Genomic DNA, 17827 nt, shown 5'->3' on the forward strand with positions numbered 1-17827 from the left:
GATTCGTCCACGTCAGTACCGGGGATGTTCACCCTGGTACTGCACACCCACCTGCCGTGGCTGGCGCACCACGGCCGCTGGCCGGTCGGCGAGGAGTGGCTGTACCAGTCGTGGGCGACGGCCTACCTGCCCCTGACGCGCGTGCTGCGCACGCTTGCCGATGAGGGTCGCAGCCACCTGCTGACCCTGGGGATGACGCCCGTCGTCACCGCTCAGCTCGACGACCCGTACTGCCTGGCCGGCATGCAGCAGTGGCTGTCCAACTGGCAGCTGCGCGCCCTCGAAGCGACCACCGTCCGCGACGGTGGCGGCGCGCCCGAGACCTTCAATTCACCGGAAGCATTGCGCGCCTTCGGCATTCACGAACACCAGCAGGCCGGCGCGGCACTCGCCGAATTCGCCGACCACTGGCAGCACGGCGGCAGCCCGGTGCTGCGTCAGCTGATCGGCGCGGGCACCATCGAATTGCTCGGCGGTCCGCTGTCGCATCCGTTCCAGCCGCTGCTCAACCCCCGACTACGGGAGTTCGCGCTGCGCGAGGGCCTGGCCGATGCCGGCGCCCGGTTCGCGCACACCCCCGGCGGCATCTGGGCACCCGAGTGCGCCTACGCCCCCGGCATGGAGACCGGCTACGCCGCCGCCGGCGTCACCCACTTCATGGTCGACGGCCCGTCGCTGCACGGTGACACCGCGCTCGGCCGCCCGGTCGGCGAGTCGGACGTCGTCGCCTTCGGACGGGACCTGCAGGTCAGCTACCGCGTGTGGTCCCCCAAGTCGGGCTACCCGGGGCACCCGGCCTACCGCGACTTCCACACCTACGACCACCTCACGGGCCTCAAGCCGGCCCGCGTCACGGGCCGCACCATCCCGTCGGAGTCGAAGGCCCCCTACGAGCCCGATCGGGCCGGCGCCGCGATCGACGCGCACGTCGCGGATTTCGTGAACACCGTCCGGCGACGGCTCATCTCGGAGTCGGAGCGCACCGGTCGCCCGGCCCACGTCGTCGCCGCGTTCGACACCGAACTGTTCGGGCACTGGTGGCACGAGGGACCGGAGTGGCTCGGGCGCGTATTGCGCGCGCTGCCGGCCGCCGGTGTCCAGGTCGGCACTCTGTCGGACGCGATCAGCAAGGGCTTTGTCGGCTCCCCCGTCGAACTGCCGCCCAGCTCGTGGGGCTCGGGCAAGGACTGGCAGGTCTGGTCCGGTGAGCAGGTGGCCGACTTCGTGACGCTCAACGCCGAGGTCGTGGATACCGCGCTGACCACGGTGGACAAGGCCCTGGCCCAGGATTCGGCCTACCCGGCGCGAGACCGCGTCGCCGACCAGATCCTGCGGGAAGCCCTGCTGACCGTCTCGAGCGACTGGCCCTTCATGGTCAGCAAAGACACCGCGGCGGAATATGCTCGCTATCGCGCGCACCTACACGCGCACGCCACCCGGGAGATCGCCGGTGCCCTCGCGTCTGGACGACGCGATCAGGCCCAGAACCTCGCGGAGGGTTGGAACCGCGCCGACGGACTGTTCGGCGCCCTGGACGCGCGGAGGTTGCCGCGATGAGCGCTTGCGCGAAGAGCAGAAGGCACCGATGAGCGCTTGCGCGAAGAGCAGAGTGCACCGATGAGCGCTTGCGCGAAGAGCAGAAGGCAACGATGAAAATCCTCATGGTCTCGTGGGAGTACCCACCCGTGGTGATCGGTGGCCTCGGACGCCACGTCCACCATCTGGCCGTCGAGCTCGCCGTTCTCGGCCACGAGGTCGTGGTGCTGTGCCGCCGTCCCGCGGACACCGACCCCAGCACGCATCCCACGACCAACGAGGTGCACGAGGGCGTGTGGGTGATCTCCGCGGCTCTCGACCCGAACGAGTTCAAATTCGGCACCGACATGATGGCGTGGACGCTGGCCATGGGCCACGCCATGATTCGCGCCGGGCTGAGTCTGCGCGACTGGACCCCCGATGTCGTGCACGCCCACGACTGGCTGGTCGCGCACCCCGCGGTGACCCTGGCCGAGTTCTTCGACGTGCCGCTGGTCTCCACCATCCACGCCACCGAGGCCGGCCGGCATTCCGGCTGGCTGTCGGGCCCGGTGAGCCGGCAGGTGCACTCGCTGGAGTCGTGGCTCGTGCACGAGTCCGACTCGCTCATCACCTGCTCGGTGTCCATGGGCGAGGAGATCACCGAGCTGTTCGGGCCTGAGCTGCCCGACGTGAGTGTGATCTGCAACGGCATCGACACCGCCGGCTGGCCGTTTGCGATGCGCCGCAAGCACGACGGCCCGGCCGAGCTGCTGTTCGTCGGCCGGCTCGAGTACGAGAAGGGCGTGCACGACGTCATCGCCGCGCTGCCCCGCATCCGGCGGACCCATCCCGGCACGACACTGACCATCGCCGGCGACGGCACCCAGTACGACTGGCTGGTCGAGGAAGCCCGCAAGCACAAGGTCACCAAGGTGACGAATTTCGTTGGCCGCGTTGACCATTCAGGGCTACTGGAACTGCTGCACCGGGTCGATGCCGCGGTGCTGCCGAGCCACTACGAGCCGTTCGGCATCGTCGCGCTGGAAGCCGCCGCGGCCGGCACACCGCTGGTGACGTCGAACGTCGGCGGGCTCGGCGAAGCGGTGATCAACGGAAAGACGGGCGTCTCCTGTCCGCCGCGCAACGTCGGCGCACTGGCGTCCGCGGTCCGCAAGGTGCTCGACGACGCGCCGGCCGCGCAGCAGCGCGCCCTGGCCGCCCGGGACCGGTTGAACCACGACTTCTCCTGGCAGACCGTCGCCGCCGAGACAGCGGACGTCTACCTGGCCGCCAAGCGGGGCGAGCGCCTGCCGCATGCGCGTCGTCCCATCGTCGAACGGCCGCTGCCCGACCGCGGCTGAGTTTCCCGCGCGCGCTTGCGCGAGTGCCACCGCTTGACGGATATACCCCCCGGGGGTACAAACGGCAGGGTGTTCACTCGCCGTAGTTTCCTGATCGCCTCTGCCGTCACGGGCGCGTCCGCGCTGGCCGGCGTCGCCGCCTGCGGCAAGGCGCCGGCCCCCGTCGCGGCCGGCGGCATCGATCAGAAGGCCATCCAGAAGGCGATCGCCGCCGCCGAGGCCGCCCGCCCGCACACCGGACGCACCGTCTCGGTGGCGCTGCGCCCGCAGCCGGCCACCGTGGACCTCGGCGGTGTCGCCGTGCAGACGCTCGCATACGGCGACCAGGTGCCGGGCCCGCTGATCCGCGCATCGGTGGGCGACGAGCTGTCGGTCCGCGTGTCCAACGGACTCGACCATGACACGTCGGTGCACTGGCACGGCATCGCGCTGCGCAACGACATGGACGGCGCGGCGCCCGCGACACCGAACATCAAGCCAGGCAACGACTTCACCTACAGCTTCTCAGTCCCGCACGCCGGTACCTACTGGGCGCATCCACACACGGGCCTCGACGCGGACTATGGGCTGTACCTACCGGTGATCATCGACGACCCAGCCGAAAGCGGCCGTTACGACGCGGAATGGATTGTGGTCCTTGATGATTGGACATCGGGCGCGGGAAAGTCGCCACCGCAGATCTACGACGGCCTGCGCGCGATGGCCGGCATGGGCGGGCACGACATGAGCGGCATGGGCGACATGCCCATGGCGACGAGCACACTGCTCGGCGGTGACGCCGGCGACGTCAAGTACCCCTACTTCCTCGCGGGCGGCCGGATTCCTGCCGCACCAACCGTTTTCAACGCCAAGCCGGGTCAGCGCATCCGGCTGCGCATCATCAACGCCGGCGCCGACACGGCCTTCCGGGTGGCACTGGCCGGGCACCGCATGACCGTCACCCACACCGACGGCTTCCCGGTCGAACCGCTGGACGTGGACGCACTGCTGCTGGGCATGGGCGAGCGCTACGACGTCATCGTCACCGCGGGCTCCGGGGTTTTCCCGTTGGTCGCGGTGGCAGAGGGCAAGGACGGCGCCGCGCGCGCCCTACTGTCCACCGGCGCGGGCAGCGCGCCGGACCCCGCGTTCCGGCCGGCAGAGCTCAACCGGCGGGTCGGCACGGTCGCCGATTTCACGGCCACCTCGGCCGTCGACCTCGGCCCCATCAGGCCGGACGTCACGCTGGCCGCCGAACTCACCGGCTCGATGATGAAGTACGACTGGGGCATCAACGGGCGGGGCTTCGACGACCGTCAGGCCCTGACCATCCGCCAGGGACAGCGCGCCACCATGACCTTCACCAACTCGACGACGATGTGGCACCCCATGCACCTGCACGGGCACACCTTCCAGGTACTGCAGTCCGGCGACGGTGAAGTCCGGCGCGGCCCGCGCAAGGACACGCTCATCGTGCTGCCCAAGCAGAAGCTCAGGGTCGCGCTCGTCGCCGACAACCCCGGCGAATGGATGCTGCACTGCCACAATGCCTATCACCAGGAGGCGGGCATGATGACGACCCTCGCCTACGAGTGAGGTGCACTCGCAGAAGGACTACCGGGAGCTCTTCTTACGCTCGATGTCGGCCAGCGCCCGGGCGAGTTCCTCGCGCTCGGCGGCCGAGGTCTCCCAGTCCAGCTTGCGGTTCCTGACCACCTTGGCGGGGGCACCGACCGCGATGGAGAAGTCCGGAATCTCGCCCTTGACGACCGCGTGGGCACCCAGCACACAGCCGCGGCCGATGCTCGTGTTGCGCAGGATGGTCACCTTCGCTGCGACCCAGGTGTCCGGACCGATCCGGACCGGGCCCTTCACGATGCCCTGGTCCTTGATCGGCAGCTCCATGCTGTCCATCTTGTGGTCGAAGTCGCAGACGTAGCACCAGTCCGCCATCAGCGCCGACTCACCGATCTCGATGTCCAGGTAGGTGTTGATGACGTTGTCACGGCCCAGCACCACCTTGTCGCCGAAGCGCAGCGAGCCCTCGTGGCAGCGAATGGTGTTCTTGTCGCCGATGTGGACCCAGCGGCCGATCTCCATCTGCGCCAACTCAGGTGTGCACTGAATCTCCACGCCCTTGCCGAGGAACACCATGCCGCGCGTGATGATGTGCGGGTTGGCCAGCTTGAACTTGAGCAGCCGGAAATACCGCACCAGGTACCAAGGGGTGTACGCCTTGTTGTCGAGCACCCACTTCAGCGACTCGCGGGTGATGAAGCGCGCCTGCCGCGGATCGCGCAATCGCGAACCCCGCCATCGTTTGTGAATCGGTGCGCCCCACATCGTCGTCATGGCCGCACAGCCTACGCGAGGCGAAATCGGACATTCGCCGGTCTCGGGCTAGTCTCGGGACTCGATGCCTGCACACCGAATCCGCCGCCTCGCCGTCATTGCTGTCGCCGTGGTCACCCTGACCGTCGCCGGGTGCGGCAACACCGACTCCTGGGTCAAGGCGCATCCTTCGGACGGCTGGCCGGCACAGTACGGCGATGCCGCCAACAGCAGTTACACCGCGCTGGCCGGGGCGAGCAGCCTCAAGCAGGACTGGGCCCGGTCGGCCAAGGGCAATCTCGGCGCGCAGGTGATCCTCGGCTCCGGTAACTACCTCGCCATCAACGCGCAGTCGGCCAATGGTTGCTCACTGATGGTGTGGGAGAGCGACGAGCACGGCCGCCAGCGCTGGTGCACGCGGCTGTGGCAGGGCGGCGGCATGGCCAGTCCTCTTTTCGACGGCTTCGACAACATGTATGTCGGCCAGCCCGGCGCGATCATGTCGTTCCCGCCCACCCAGTGGATCCGCTGGCGCCAGCCGGTGATCGGCATGCCGACGACACCGCGCATCCTGGCGCCCGGCCAGCTCCTCGTGGTGACGCATCTGGGCCAGGTACTGGTGTTCGACGCGCACCGTGGCCAGACCGTCGGCGCCCCGCTCGATCTGGTCAGCGGTGTCGACCCCGCCGATTCAGCGCGCGGCCTGGCCGATTGCCAACCCGCCAAGGCCGGCTGCCCCATCTCCGCGGCCCCGGCGTACTCCCCGCAGACCAACATGGTGGTGCTGGGGCTGTGGCAGCCGGGCGCCGACGCGCCCGCCCTCGTCGGGCTGCGCTACCACGAGGGCCAGACGCCGCTGCTGACCCGCGAATGGAGTAGCACCGCGGTGGGCGGTGAACACGGGGCCGGCCCGATTGCCAGCCCGGTGCTGTCCGCCGACGGCAAGACCGTCTACGTCAACGGGCGCGACCAGCATCTGTGGGCGCTGAACTCCGCCGACGGCAAGGCCAAGTGGTCGGTCAGCCTCGGCTTCCAGCCGCAGACGCCACCGTCTGTGACGCCGGACGGCCTGGTGGTGGCCGGAGGCGGGCCACAGACCAAGCTCACCGCGGTCAAGGACAAGGGCGACAAGGGCGAGGTCGCATGGACGCGCACCGACGTCGAGCCGCTGACGACGTCTACGCGCGCCGGCAGCGACGTCGGGTACGTCGTGGCGCGCGACGGTGATCACGGTCAGTCGCTGCTGGTCTTCTCCCCCGCCGACGGCCACACCGTCAACAGCTACCCGCTGCCGGGGGCCACCGGATGGCCGGTCGGCGTGTCCGTCGGGCACGACAAGCGCGTCATCACGGCGACCAGCGACGGCCAGGTCTACGCGTTCGCTCCGGCCTGATCAGGCCAGCATCGCCTCGATCGGCGCCCGCGGCACCGTCACCTGCACCGCACCGGCGGATTCCGGCAACACCTGGCCCTGGCTGAAGAAGAAGATCAGCGAGTCGTTGGTGAGCGCGAAGTTCTGATACGTGTCGGGGTCCAGCCCGACCGCCGGCGGCAGCAGCAGCGGCTGCGCGGACTGCCTGACAAGCTCGCCCTGAACCATCGGCAGGATCACCGGAAACGGTTGTGTGCCAGGGGCGAACAGGTTCTCGATGGTGAGCGGTTTGCGCTGCACCTGGTCCCAGTTGAAGGACTTGTAGAAGGTCTGCGGGTGGGCGCCGCCGACGTCCTGGAACGTCTTGAACACCACCGACTGCGTGCCACGGGGCGGGATCGCCGCGCTGTACTGGGTCGCGGCGGTGTCCAGCTCGTACGACGTCTCGTGCGGCCCGGGCATCTTCGCCACATTGACGTAGCCGTCGCGCGTCTGCGTGATGTAGTCGACGACGGCTTGCTGGTCCGGGTAGTCGATCGGGTAGCTGATGTTGAGCGAATAGCCGCGTGAGGTGTCACGGATCTGACACATCCGCGAGCCGTCGACGACACCGGCCAGGTCCGAGCACTTCGCCGGGGTCGCGGCCGCAAGAGGCACGCCGAGCCAACCGACCGCGCCTGAAGCAGCGATCACTGCGGCGAGAGCGGGAAGGCGCATCTGGGGAATCCTCCGGGGATGAATGAATGGCGGCACGTCGCCGCCGGTTCCAGCGTACCTGTCAGCCCTACCTCTACCGGGCAGGAACTGCGATCAGATGATTCAGCGCGACGGGCGGCAGATGAAGGCCGTCGGCCGGGCCGCGGCCCCGGTGCCGATGCGCGTGATCACCACCGACAGCTGGACACCCGCACGCTGTAGCTTCAGCTTGGCCCGCAACGCATCCGGGTCGACATCGACGCCTCGAACGAGGATCTCGACGGCGGATGCCCCGTGCGCAGACACCGCGTGGCGGAGCCGCTTCTCGTTGTAGGCGATCTGCTCGACGACCTCGAAACCCCTTGTACCGCTGGGCAGCTCGTCGCCGGACAGGTAGGCGATCGCCGGGTCCAGCTGCCAGAGGCCATGCCGCGCCGCATAGTGGCGTACCAGGCCGGCCCGAACCACCGCACCGTCGGGGTCGACGATCCACCGCCCCACGGGCGCAGCGGGGCAGTCGTCGGGGTCGGCATCGGTGAATTCCTCGGCCACCTGGCCGGTCTTGTCCAGTACGGTGGCCCGGCGCGTGACGCGGGATGCGGCGAGCCCCGGCGACCACAGGCAGGCCTCCCGGACGCTGCCGGCCAGCGACGTGATCTGCACTTCGCCGCGGAATCCCAGTTCGGCCAGCTGGCCGAAATCGACGCCGGGCGCACATTTCACCACCAGGTCGCGGTCCCGGTACACCTCAAGCAGCTCGTCCAGTGGCGGCGCGTAGTCGCGGGGATCGAACTTGCGGCGCCCCGAACTGCGCCGGGCCGGGTCCACGACCACCACGGCGTCCCGAGTGACCGGGCGGAGCGCGTCCGCGCGGCACAGCTGCGCGCGGTCGCCCACGTTGTGGTGCGCCATGGCCAGCCGGACCGCGTCGAGGTCGCTGCCGATGAGCAGCGACGCCGAAGCACCCGAATCACTCAGCGCGGCGAGTTCGGTCCCGACCGAGCACGTCGCATCGTGCACGACACGGCCGGACAGGCGCCGCGCGCGATGCACCGCGACGGCCCCTGCGGTCGCCTGCTGCAGCGCCTCGTCGGTGAACAGCCAGGCCGTGACGTCGCCGAGCTCGGCGAGCTTGGCGACGGCCCGGCGCCGCAGCAGTACGGTCTCCACCAGCACCGCCGCGCGATCGCCGAAACGCGAACGCGCCCAGGCGATGTCGGATACCCGATGAGCATCGGTCAACGGCCGCGCGGCCACCTCGGCGAGCGCCTCCTGACCGGCTCCGGTCAGGTAGGCGACATCATCGAGTGTGAAGGCATAACCGCTCACGTGCGGAGCGTCAGGTCCGTCAGGACGGCTTGACCCCGGTGATCATCACGTTGTAGAACCAGCCCTTCGGCACCACACGGCGCCACACGTTGGCGTCGAACCAGCTCAGCGTGGTCCAGCCGCCGAACGCGAACTTGGCCCACTTGAAGCCGAGCTTGCCCTGGGGCACGGTCGACTCGAAGGTCCGCACCGGCCAGCCCAGCATGGCGGCGGTGAATTCCTCACTGGCGGTGGCGACTTCGACGGCACCGGCGTTGGTGGCCATGCGCTCCAGGTCGGCGGGATCGAAGGTGTGCAGGTCGACGATCCACTCCAGCGCCGCGGCACGCGAGTTCTCGTCGAGCTCCTCCTGCGGCCGGCGCCAGGACTCCAGGCCGGGCAGCTTCATGGCCGCGACGGTGGTCTTCCAGGTCAGGTCGGCGAGGCGACGGGCGTAGAAGTTACCGACGGTGGTGGGCTCGCCGGCGAAGATGAACCGGCCACCCGGCTTGAGCACGCGGACCACCTCGCGCAGCGACAGCTCCACATCGGGGATGTGGTGCAGCACCGCGTGCCCGACCACCAGGTCGAAGGTGTTGTCCTCGTAAGGGATTCCCTCGGCGTCGGCGACCCGGCCGTCGATGTCCAGACCGAGCGCCTGGCCGTTGCGGGTCGCCACCTTGACCATGCCCGGGGACAGGTCGGTGACCGAGCCACGGCGGGCGACGCCGGCCTGGATCAGGTTCAGCAGGAAGAAGCCGGTGCCACAGCCGAGTTCGAGCGCCCGGTCGTAGGGCAGCTCACGCTGGACCTCGTCGGGGACGATGGCGTCGAAGCGGCCGCGGGCGTAGTCGATGCACCGCTGGTCGTACGAGATCGACCACTTGTCGTCGTAGCTCTCGGCTTCCCAGTCGTGATACAGGATCTGCGCCAGCTTGGTGTCGTGGCGGGCGGCCTCGACCTGTTCGGCAGTCGCGTGCGGGTTGGGGGCCTGGTCAACAGCCTGGTCAACGACGTCGGACGCCTGGGTGGCGTCAGCGGCGGCGACCTCGGACGTCTGGTCGGTACTCGTCATGCAGGTCAGCCTAACTGCCCGGTCACCGGGAGTTCACATCCACGGTTGTGTACACCGCTCCGGCGCGGGCTCAGCGAACCCCGAACGCCGCCTTTGCTGTGGCCAGCGCCTCGGGCGCAGCATCCAGGAACCTGCGTGCCCAATTCTGCGCCTCGTCGTAGACGTGGTCGGGCGCCACCAGTTGATCGATCAGACCGAGAGATACCGCCTCTTCAGCGCCGGCGAATCGCCCGCTGAACACCAGGTCCTTCGCTCGGCTGTCGCCGACGGCCGCCGCCAACCGCGCGGCCGCGCCCTCGGCCGGTGCCCGGCCGAACAGGATCTCGGTCGACCCGACCTTCACGTTGTCACCGCTGATCCGCCAGTCCGCGGCCAGCGCCAGCGTCAGGCCACTGCCCAGCGCGTAACCGGTCACGGCCGCGACGGTGGGCCGCGGAATGGCGGCGACGGCATCAACGGCGGCGCGGCACACCGAGCCCGCGACAAGAGCTTCCACCGCGTCGAGCGTGCTGGTCTCGTGGTCGTCGTCACCGGTGCAGAACACCTCGTGGCCGCCGTGCACGATGACGGCGCTGACGTCGGACCGCTGACCCAGCTCCTCGGCCGCCGCGGCGATCTCCCGGCACATCTGGCGGGTCAGCGCGTTGCGCGGCGGCCTGGCCAGCAGCAGGGTGCCGACCCCGTCGGTGACATGGATTTCGACAAATTCTGCCGCGAATTCTCGCTTCGTCATCACTGCGCCCGGCCGCCGCGCGCCGCTTTGTACCGCTCGGCGTCGAAGAACTCGATGTCCCAGGTGCCCTCGCCCATGGTGAGGACCGGCTCGATCGGCGCGATGGTGCGTTCGTCCTTCATCAGTTCGGCGACCATGCGGCCATCGAGCGAGCTCAATTGCGTCCAGGTCGGCGGCAACAGGAACGAATGGCCTTGCGCGAACTCCTCCAGCGCGGCCGTCGGCGTCCGCCAGGCGACGTGGTCGCTCTCGGTGTTGTTGCCGTCGGCGCGCTGACCGGCGGGCAGGGCGCCGACGAAGAAGAAGGTGTCGTAACGGCGCGTGCGTTCTTCCTTGGGCGTGATCCAGTTGGCCCACGGCCACAGCAGATCGGCCCGCAGTACCAGGTTCTCGCGCGCCAGGAACTCGCCGAACGACAGCTCACGGCTCTCCAGCGCGACCCGCGAGTCGTGGTACACCGCGGCGTCGGAGACGATGCCGTCCGGATCGCCTGCCGGCCCCGCGAACAGCACGCCGCATTCCTCGAAGGTCTCGCGCGCGGCCGCACACACCAGCGCACCGGCCAGTACCGGGTCGACGCCGAACTTCTCGGCCCACCAGCTGCGTTCGGGCCCGGTCCAGGCAATATCTGCGTCGCCGTCGCCGGAGGCGACGAACAGGTCGTAGTCACGCTCGTCCACACCGCCGCCGGGGAACACCGTCATGCCGCCGGCGAAGTCCATCGACATGGTGCGGCGCATCAGGAAGACCTCGATGCCCGACGCACCGTCGCGCACCAGCATCACCGTCGCCGCGGGTTTGGGATGTAGCGGGTCGGGTTGGGTCATATACGCCTCCTGTGCGCCGCGCGACTGCGGGTACGACGGGCGAAGTACCGCCCTTCGATGTACTCCAGGGCGATCGACTGGCCGAAGGCCTGGGAGAGATTTTCGGAAGTCAGCACGTCGGGCAGGAGACCGGCGGCGACCACCTGGCCTTCGGCGAGCAACAGGCAGTGCGTGAAGCCCTCGGGTATTTCCTCGACGTGGTGGGTCACCAGCACCGTGGCCGGCGCGTCGGCGTCGGCCGCCAGGTCCACCAGCCGGGCCACCAGTTCTTCCCGACCCCCGAGGTCCAGTCCGGCGGCCGGCTCGTCGAGCAGCAGCAGCTCCGGGTCGGTCATCAGCGACCGGGCGATCAGCACCCGCTTGCGCTCGCCTTCGGACAGCGTGCCGTAGCGGCGGTCGGCGAGGTGTTCGGCCCCGATGCTCTCCAACGTGTCCAGCGCGCGGTTGTAGTCGACGTCGTCGTACTGCTCGCGCCACCGGCCCAGCACCGCGTAACCGGCCGAGACCACCAGGTCGCGCACCACTTCGTCGTCGGGTATCCGCTGCGACAGCGCCGAACTGCTCAGGCCGATGCGCGACCGCAGCTCGGACATGTCGGTGCGGCCCAGCCGTTCGCCGAGGACGAACGCGGTGCCCGACGACGGATGCTCGACGGCGGCCGCCATGCGCAGCAATGACGTCTTGCCCGCGCCGTTGGGGCCGAGGACCACCCAGCGTTCGTCGAGTTCCACCAGCCAATCGATCGGACCGACCAGGGTGGCTCCGCCGCGGCGCAGCGTGACGCCGGTGAATTGGATCAGGAGGTCTGGATCTGGCTCAACGTCGCGTTCTGAGGTGGTGTCGTTGAGGGCGCCGGGCACTCGCTCATCGTAGCCACGGCCGGTTCAGCATCCGATTGGCCGGCCCGGTCCCCCACCACGTGCGCCCATCCGCTGGCCGCGAGCCAGCGACCCGGGGTACACCGCAGCACCAGCTGCACCAGTGGCCCAATCCCCAAGGCATACACCACGGTTCCCACGCCGACGGTGCCGCCGAGCAGCCAGCCGGTGGCCAACACGGTGACCTCGATGCCCGTGCGAACCAACCGCACCGACCATCCGGTCCGGGCCACCAGCCCGGTCATCAGTCCGTCGCGTGGACCCGGCCCCATCCCGGCGCCGATGTACATCACCGTGCTCACCGCGTTGAGGACGACAGCGCCGACCATCATCGCCGTACGCACCGGCAGCGTCGTGGGCTGCGGCAGCACCATCAGGAAGGCGTCGACCGTGATGGAGATGACGATGACGTTCGCGACGGTGCCGACACCCGGCCGGTTGCGCAGCGGGATCCAGCCCAACAGCACCACGACTCCGACGAGCGCCGTGGCGCCGCCGATGGTCAGCCCGGTGTGCTTCGCCAGGCCCTGGTGGAAGACGTCCCACGGGTCCAGGCCCAGGCCGGCCCGCACGAAGAACGCCATCGACAACCCGTAGCCGCTGAGCCCGGCCAGCAGCAGGGCGGAGCGGACGACGGTGGACTTCGCTTTCACCGGTGGTCCTGGAAACGCGCACGGATGGCGTCCAGTTCGTGACGCACGCGGGCGGCGTCGAGGTCGCGGATGTCGGCGCGGTTGTCGCGCCGCGACCGGACGCGCTTCTCGGCCAGTTTTGATAGCCAGTTCGTTCGCATGACACCAGTTTCTCGACGAACTGGCTTGCCCTTCAATAGCCAGTTGACCCATACTGGCTTCAATGTCGATCGAGATGTCAGCCAGATCACTTGACGAAGTCCTTCTGGCACGCGAATTGGGCAACTGGCGCACCTCCAGCCTCAGTGGCCCCGCCTATCTGGGCCTGGCCGACGCCATCCGGCTGCTCATCGTCGACGGCCGCCTCCCCGTCGGCGCCCGGTATCCGAGCGAACGCGCGCTGGCCGACGCCCTGCGCGTCTCGCGCACCACCGTCACCGCGGCCTACGCCCAGCTCCGCGAGGACGGCTACCTCAACGCCCGTCGCGGCGCCCGCAGCATCACGGCACTGCCGCACACTGCGCCCGCCGGCGGGCCGGCACCCTCCGCCAGGACGGGCACCCTCAGCCTGGCTGATGCCGCGCCTTCCGCGCCGGCGGCTGCCACTCTCGAAGCTTTCACCCGCGCCGCGCAACGCCTGGGACCACACTTGCACGACATCGGCATCGAACTCACCGGCGTCGCCGAACTTCGTCAGGCCATTGCCGAAAGATATTGCGCCAGAGGGCTTCCCACCGACGCCGACGAAATCATGGTCACCACCGGGGCGCTACACGCGATCAATCTGGTGCTGGCCACCTACGCCCGGCCGGGCGACCGGGTACTGATCGAGCAGCCGACGTACCACGGAGCCATCTCCCTGATCGCCGCGTCCGGCGCTCGCCCGATGCCCGTCAGCATGGCCGAAGACGGCTGGGAACTGGACGCCGTGCAAGCCGCTATGCGGCAACTGGCCCCCAATCTGGCCTACCTGATCGTCGACAACCACAACCCCACCGGGCTGACCCTGCCTGCGGCGGGGCGCGAACGCCTCGCGCGGATCATCTCCGAGACCCGGACCCGCACCATCGTCGACGAGACGATCTGCGACATCTGGCTGGACGAGCCACTACCGCCGCCGCTGGCCTCCTACCTGGAGAGCCGGCGCGAGCTGGTGATCACCGTCGGCTCGATGTCCAAGTCGTTCTGGGGTGGCCTGCGGGTCGGCTGGATTCGCGCCGAGCGGTCCACGCTCGCCGCCATCGCCGCGGTGCGGCCGACGATCGATCTGGGCACCGCCATCGTCGAGCAACTGGCGTCGGCCGACCTGCTCCGCCAGGCCGACGCCGTGCTGCCCGCCCGTCGCGAGATGTTGCGTGCCCGCCGGGAACTGGTGAGTTCGCTTCTGCGGGAACAACTTCCAGACTGGACGGCGAGCCCGTGCCAGGGCGGAATGTCGATGTGGATGCGGTTGCCCGCACCCATGAGTTCAGCGCTGTCCGCCGCGGCTTCGCGGATGGGGCTCGTGATCCCGGCAGGTCCGCGATTCGGGGTCGACGGCACCTTGGAGCGATTCATCCGGGTGCCCTTCACCCAGCCTGATGAGCGCTTGCACGATTCGGTTGCGGTACTGGCTCAAGCGTGGCGCAGCGTCACCGGCGCAAGTACGCCCGACGCGCACGCCCTCGTCGTCTGAAGCGGTCCGGAAACTTACTGCTGGCTCTGGATGAGGCCGATGCAGGTGCCGATATGTTCGGGCGTGCAGGGAATGCCGTTGACCGTCTGCAATCCGCCGACCGACTGGGTGATCTGCGCACCGGTGCCGCTGTTGGACGTCTGCGGCGGCACCGCCTGCGGGCCACTGCCATTCGCCGTGCCCTTGACGCACACGCCTTCGAAATGGCTCGGCACGGTGCCCCAGGGGCACGCGTAGGCCGGCGCGGCCGCCGTCAGCGAGACGACCGACAAGGGGCCGGCAACCAACGCGACAGCACTCACACCGACCAGAACCGCACGCTTCATGTCACCATCTCCCACAGGCCTACGCAGCAAATCAATATCAACAGTCACCACTGTAACGTGACAGCGGCTCGAACGTGCCCTGGTAGGGAATCCCCTACGGAATATCGACCCGCCGCACCACACCGTCAACGGCGTCGGCGGCCTCGATCTCGCCCCGCGTGATGCCCAGGATGAACAACACGGTGTCCAGGTACGGGTGGCTCAGCGACGCGTCGGCGACCTCCCGCAAGGCGGGCTTGGCGTTGAACGCCACTCCGAGCCCGGCGGCCGACAGCATGTCGATGTCATTGGCACCGTCGCCCACCGCGACGGTCTGCTCCATGGGCACACCCGCCTGGTTGGCGAAATCGCGCAGCGCCTTCGCCTTGCCCGGGCGGTCGACGATCGGGCCGGTCACCCGGCCGGTCAACTTGCCGTCGACGATCTCCAGGTGGTTGGCCGCGACGAAGTCGAGCATCAGTTCCTCGGCCAGCGGCTCGATCACCTGACGGAACCCGCCGGACACCACACCGCAGTGGTAGCCCAGCCGGCGCAGCGTGCGCAGCGTGGTTCGCGCACCCGGGGTCAGCTCGATCTGGTCGGCGACCTCGTCGACCACTTCTGCCGGCAGCCCGGCGAGCGTGGCCACGCGTTCGCGCAGCGACTCCTCGAAGTCCAGTTCGCCGCGCATGGCGGCTTCGGTGATGGCCGCGACCTTGGCCTCGGCGCCGGCGCGCGCGGCCAGCATCTCGATGACCTCGCCCTGGATCAGCGTCGAGTCGACGTCGAACACGATGAGCCGCTTGGCCCGGCGGGCCAGGCTGTAGTCCTCGAGCGCGATGTCGACGCCCTCGTCGACGGCGACGCGGGCCAGCGCGGTCTGCAGCTGGGTGTACGCGCCGCCCACCGGCGGCACCGACACCCTCAGCTCCAGCCCCGTCACCGGGTAGTCGGAGACGCCGCGGATGAAGTCGATGTTGACCCCCAGCGCGGCGACCTCGCGGGCGACGACCGTGAACGCCTCGGCGGTGATGGGCCGGCCCAGCACCACGATGGTGTGGGTCGACGGTTCGGTCAGGACGGGCTGATCGTCACTGCTGTCGATCGCGACATCGAGGCCGAGTTCACCGATGGCCTGTTGCACGTCGGCTCGCAGCACCTCGCCGGCCACCTCGGGCGGCACCGCAACCAGCACGCCGAGTGTCAGGCGGCCACGGATGACCACCTGCTCGACGTTCAGCAGCTCGACGTTGTGCCGCGACAGCACGCCGAACAGCGTTGACGTCACGCCCGGCTGGTCGAGACCGGTGACGGTGATGAGCACTGATCCGTTTGGCATTCCTGCCTGCGTCATCTGTCAAGTCCCCTAACGCAGAACCGCCCGCGCCTTAGGCGCGGGCGGGTCGGCTGATTCCTAGTGGTGCGATCGACCGATGTGCGCTTCGGCGCGCATCCGCTCGACCATGTGCGGGTAGTGCAGCTCGAACGCCGGGCGCTCCGAACGGATCCGGGGCAGCTCGGTGAAGTTGTGCCGCGGCGGCGGGCAGCTGGTGGCCCACTCCAGGGAGTTGCCGTAGCCCCACGGGTCGTCGACCACGACGGGCTCGCCGTAACGCCAGCTCTTGAAGACGTTCCACACGAAGGGCAGCGTCGACAGGCCCAGGATGAAGGCGCCGATGGTCGAGACCACGTTCAGGGTGGTGAAGCCGTCGGTGGGCAGGTAGTCGGCGTACCGACGCGGCATGCCCTCGTCACCGACCCAGTGCTGCACCAGGAAGGTGGTGTGGAAGCCGATGAAGGTCAGCCAGAAGTGCAGCTTGCCCAGGCGCTCGTCGAGCAGCCGGCCCGTCATCTTCGGGAACCAGAAGTAGATGCCCGCGTAGGTGGCGAACACGATGGTGCCGAAGAGCACGTAGTGGAAGTGCGCGATGACGAAGTAGGAGTCCGTCACGTGGAAGTCCAGCGGCGGGCTGGCCAGCAGCACGCCCGACAGACCACCGAGCAGGAATGTGATCAGGAAGCCCACCGAGAACAGCATCGGCGTCTCGAAGGTCAGCTGGCCCTTCCACATGGTGCCGATCCAGTTGAAGAACTTGATGCCGGTCGGGACCGCGATCAGGAACGTCATGAAGGAGAAGAACGGCAGCAGCACCGCGCCGGTGGCGTACATGTGGTGCGCCCACACGGCGACCGACAGGGCGGCGATACCGAGCGTCGCGTAGATCAGGGTGGTGTAACCGAAGATCGGCTTGCGGCTGAAGACCGGGAAAATCTCCGACACGATGCCGAAGAACGGCAGCGCGATGATGTACACCTCGGGGTGTCCGAAGAACCAGAACAGGTGCTGCCACAGCAGGACGCCGCCGTTGGCGGGGTCGTAGATGTGCGCGCCCAGGTGGCGGTCAGCCGCCAGACCGAACAGCGCGGCGGTCAGCAACGGGAAGGCCAGCAGCACCAGGATCGAGGTCACCAGGATGTTCCAGGTGAAGATCGGCATGCGGAACATCGTCATACCCGGGCAGCGCATGCAGACCACGGTGGTGACCATGTTGACGGCACCGAGGATGGTGCCCAGACCACCGACCGCCAGGCCGACGATCCAGAGGTCGCCACCGGCACCGGGCGAGTGGATCGCGTCGGTCAGCGGCGAGTAGGCGGTCCAGCCGAAGTCAGCGGCACCACCGGGGGTGATGAAGCCGGCGATGGCGATCATCGCGCCGAACAGGAACAGCCAGAACGAGAAGGCATTCAGCCGCGGGAACGCGACGTCCGGCGCGCCGATCTGCAGCGGCAGTACCAGGTTGGCGAAGCCGAAGACGATCGGGGTGGCGTAGAACAGCAGCATCACCGTGCCGTGCATGGTGAACAGCTGGTTGAACTGCTCGTTGCTCAGGAACTGCAGTCCCGGCATTGCCAGTTCGGTGCGCATGAACAGCGCCATCAGGCCACCGATGAAGAAGAACACGAAGCAGACGACGCAGTACATGATGCCGATCAGCTTGTGATCGGTGGTGGTCACCAGCTTGTAGATCAGGTTGCCCTTGGGGCCCATACGCTCCGGGAACGGGCGACGAGCCTCGAGTTCTCCGATTGGGGGCGCTTCGGCTACCAACAGATCCTCCAAATGTTCCGGGCGA

General features: G+C 68.6%; 17 protein-coding genes. 5 read left to right on the top strand and 12 right to left on the bottom strand.

The window, feature by feature from the left end; all coding sequences use genetic code 11:
* Window positions 1-24: 24 nt before the first annotated feature.
* From ACWW1C_RS17065 to ACWW1C_RS17075, 3 genes are all read left to right on the top strand, one after another.
* Window positions 25-1557, top strand: a complete 1533-nt coding sequence (locus ACWW1C_RS17065) for a 1,4-alpha-glucan branching protein domain-containing protein (protein ID WP_455984328.1) — start codon at window positions 25-27, stop codon at window positions 1555-1557.
* Between the two features lie 92 nt (window positions 1558-1649).
* Window positions 1650-2879, top strand: a complete 1230-nt coding sequence (locus ACWW1C_RS17070) for a glycosyltransferase family 4 protein (protein ID WP_455979479.1) — start codon at window positions 1650-1652, stop codon at window positions 2877-2879.
* Between the two features lie 69 nt (window positions 2880-2948).
* Window positions 2949-4454: a multicopper oxidase family protein gene (locus ACWW1C_RS17075; RefSeq protein ID WP_455979480.1), complete on the top strand. Its 1506-nt coding sequence runs from the start codon at window positions 2949-2951 to the stop codon at window positions 4452-4454.
* Between the two features lie 18 nt (window positions 4455-4472).
* Here ACWW1C_RS17075 and ACWW1C_RS17080 read toward each other — a convergent pair whose 3' ends face one another.
* Window positions 4473-5210, bottom strand: coding sequence for an acyltransferase (locus ACWW1C_RS17080; protein ID WP_455979481.1), 738 nt, complete (start codon window positions 5208-5210; stop codon window positions 4473-4475).
* Between the two features lie 64 nt (window positions 5211-5274).
* Here ACWW1C_RS17080 and ACWW1C_RS17085 point away from each other — a divergent pair, with 64 nt between their 5' ends.
* Window positions 5275-6582, top strand: coding sequence for an outer membrane protein assembly factor BamB family protein (locus ACWW1C_RS17085; RefSeq protein ID WP_455979482.1), 1308 nt, complete (start codon window positions 5275-5277; stop codon window positions 6580-6582).
* Here ACWW1C_RS17085 and ACWW1C_RS17090 read toward each other — a convergent pair whose 3' ends face one another.
* From ACWW1C_RS17090 to ACWW1C_RS17125, 8 genes are all read right to left on the bottom strand, one after another.
* Window positions 6583-7278: an esterase gene (locus tag ACWW1C_RS17090; RefSeq protein ID WP_455979483.1), complete on the bottom strand. Its 696-nt coding sequence runs from the start codon at window positions 7276-7278 to the stop codon at window positions 6583-6585.
* 102 nt (window positions 7279-7380) lie between these two features.
* Window positions 7381-8586 (bottom strand): THUMP-like domain-containing protein, encoded by a 1206-nt coding sequence (locus ACWW1C_RS17095; RefSeq protein WP_455979484.1) that lies wholly within the window; start codon window positions 8584-8586, stop codon window positions 7381-7383.
* Between the two features lie 19 nt (window positions 8587-8605).
* Window positions 8606-9640, bottom strand: coding sequence for a class I SAM-dependent methyltransferase (locus tag ACWW1C_RS17100; RefSeq protein WP_455979485.1), 1035 nt, complete (start codon window positions 9638-9640; stop codon window positions 8606-8608).
* A 70-nt stretch (window positions 9641-9710) separates the two neighbouring features.
* Window positions 9711-10373: an enoyl-CoA hydratase gene (locus ACWW1C_RS17105; RefSeq protein WP_455979486.1), complete on the bottom strand. Its 663-nt coding sequence runs from the start codon at window positions 10371-10373 to the stop codon at window positions 9711-9713.
* A complete protein-coding gene (locus ACWW1C_RS17110) occupies window positions 10373-11200 on the bottom strand; it encodes an NUDIX hydrolase (RefSeq protein WP_455979487.1) in 828 nt (275 codons plus the stop codon). The genes ACWW1C_RS17105 and ACWW1C_RS17110 overlap by 1 nt, the downstream gene beginning before the upstream one ends.
* Window positions 11197-12060 (bottom strand): ABC transporter ATP-binding protein, encoded by an 864-nt coding sequence (locus ACWW1C_RS17115; protein WP_455979488.1) that lies wholly within the window; start codon window positions 12058-12060, stop codon window positions 11197-11199. The genes ACWW1C_RS17110 and ACWW1C_RS17115 overlap by 4 nt, the downstream gene beginning before the upstream one ends.
* Window positions 11997-12662, bottom strand: a complete 666-nt coding sequence (gene yczE / locus ACWW1C_RS17120) for a membrane protein YczE (RefSeq protein WP_455984329.1) — start codon at window positions 12660-12662, stop codon at window positions 11997-11999. The genes ACWW1C_RS17115 and yczE overlap by 64 nt, the downstream gene beginning before the upstream one ends.
* A gap of 65 nt (window positions 12663-12727) precedes the next feature.
* Complete coding sequence (locus ACWW1C_RS17125; protein WP_455979490.1) at window positions 12728-12871, bottom strand: hypothetical protein; 144 nt, start codon at window positions 12869-12871, stop codon at window positions 12728-12730.
* Between the two features lie 62 nt (window positions 12872-12933).
* Between ACWW1C_RS17125 and yczR the strand changes: the two genes are divergently transcribed.
* Entirely contained in the window at window positions 12934-14385 is a 1452-nt protein-coding gene (gene yczR / locus ACWW1C_RS17130) for a MocR-like transcription factor YczR (RefSeq protein ID WP_455979491.1), read from the top strand.
* 14 nt (window positions 14386-14399) lie between these two features.
* Here the strand turns inward: yczR and ACWW1C_RS17135 are convergent, their stop codons facing one another.
* The 3 genes from ACWW1C_RS17135 to ctaD form a co-directional block, all read right to left on the bottom strand.
* A complete protein-coding gene (locus ACWW1C_RS17135; RefSeq protein WP_043987817.1) occupies window positions 14400-14711 on the bottom strand; it encodes a hypothetical protein in 312 nt (103 codons plus the stop codon).
* A 94-nt stretch (window positions 14712-14805) separates the two neighbouring features.
* Window positions 14806-16029, bottom strand: coding sequence for a phosphoserine phosphatase SerB (gene serB / locus ACWW1C_RS17140; protein WP_455979492.1), 1224 nt, complete (start codon window positions 16027-16029; stop codon window positions 14806-14808).
* Window positions 16030-16104: 75 nt separating this feature from the next.
* On the bottom strand, window positions 16105-17802 hold the full coding sequence (gene ctaD / locus ACWW1C_RS17145; RefSeq protein WP_071287776.1) for an aa3-type cytochrome oxidase subunit I: 1698 nt from the start codon (window positions 17800-17802) through the stop codon (window positions 16105-16107).
* Window positions 17803-17827: the final 25 nt, after the last annotated feature.

The organism is Mycobacterium sp. HM-7 (genome assembly GCF_053852335.1).

Coding starts and splice junctions, on each gene's coding strand:
- ACWW1C_RS17085 (WP_455979482.1), top strand. CDS start 5,275: ATGCCTGCACACCGAATCCGCCGCCTCGCCGTCATTGCTGTCGCCGTG.
- yczR (WP_455979491.1), top strand. CDS start 12,934: ATGTCGATCGAGATGTCAGCCAGATCACTTGACGAAGTCCTTCTGGCA.
- yczE (WP_455984329.1), bottom strand. CDS start 12,662: ATGGCGTTCTTCGTGCGGGCCGGCCTGGGCCTGGACCCGTGGGACGTC.
- ACWW1C_RS17125 (WP_455979490.1), bottom strand. CDS start 12,871: ATGCGAACGAACTGGCTATCAAAACTGGCCGAGAAGCGCGTCCGGTCG.
- ACWW1C_RS17100 (WP_455979485.1), bottom strand. CDS start 9,640: ATGACGAGTACCGACCAGACGTCCGAGGTCGCCGCCGCTGACGCCACC.
- ACWW1C_RS17105 (WP_455979486.1), bottom strand. CDS start 10,373: ATGACGAAGCGAGAATTCGCGGCAGAATTTGTCGAAATCCATGTCACC.
- ACWW1C_RS17080 (WP_455979481.1), bottom strand. CDS start 5,210: ATGACGACGATGTGGGGCGCACCGATTCACAAACGATGGCGGGGTTCG.
- ACWW1C_RS17065 (WP_455984328.1), top strand. CDS start 25: ATGTTCACCCTGGTACTGCACACCCACCTGCCGTGGCTGGCGCACCAC.
- ACWW1C_RS17135 (WP_043987817.1), bottom strand. CDS start 14,711: ATGAAGCGTGCGGTTCTGGTCGGTGTGAGTGCTGTCGCGTTGGTTGCC.
- ACWW1C_RS17110 (WP_455979487.1), bottom strand. CDS start 11,200: ATGACCCAACCCGACCCGCTACATCCCAAACCCGCGGCGACGGTGATG.
- ACWW1C_RS17090 (WP_455979483.1), bottom strand. CDS start 7,278: ATGCGCCTTCCCGCTCTCGCCGCAGTGATCGCTGCTTCAGGCGCGGTC.
- ACWW1C_RS17070 (WP_455979479.1), top strand. CDS start 1,650: ATGAAAATCCTCATGGTCTCGTGGGAGTACCCACCCGTGGTGATCGGT.
- serB (WP_455979492.1), bottom strand. CDS start 16,029: ATGCCAAACGGATCAGTGCTCATCACCGTCACCGGTCTCGACCAGCCG.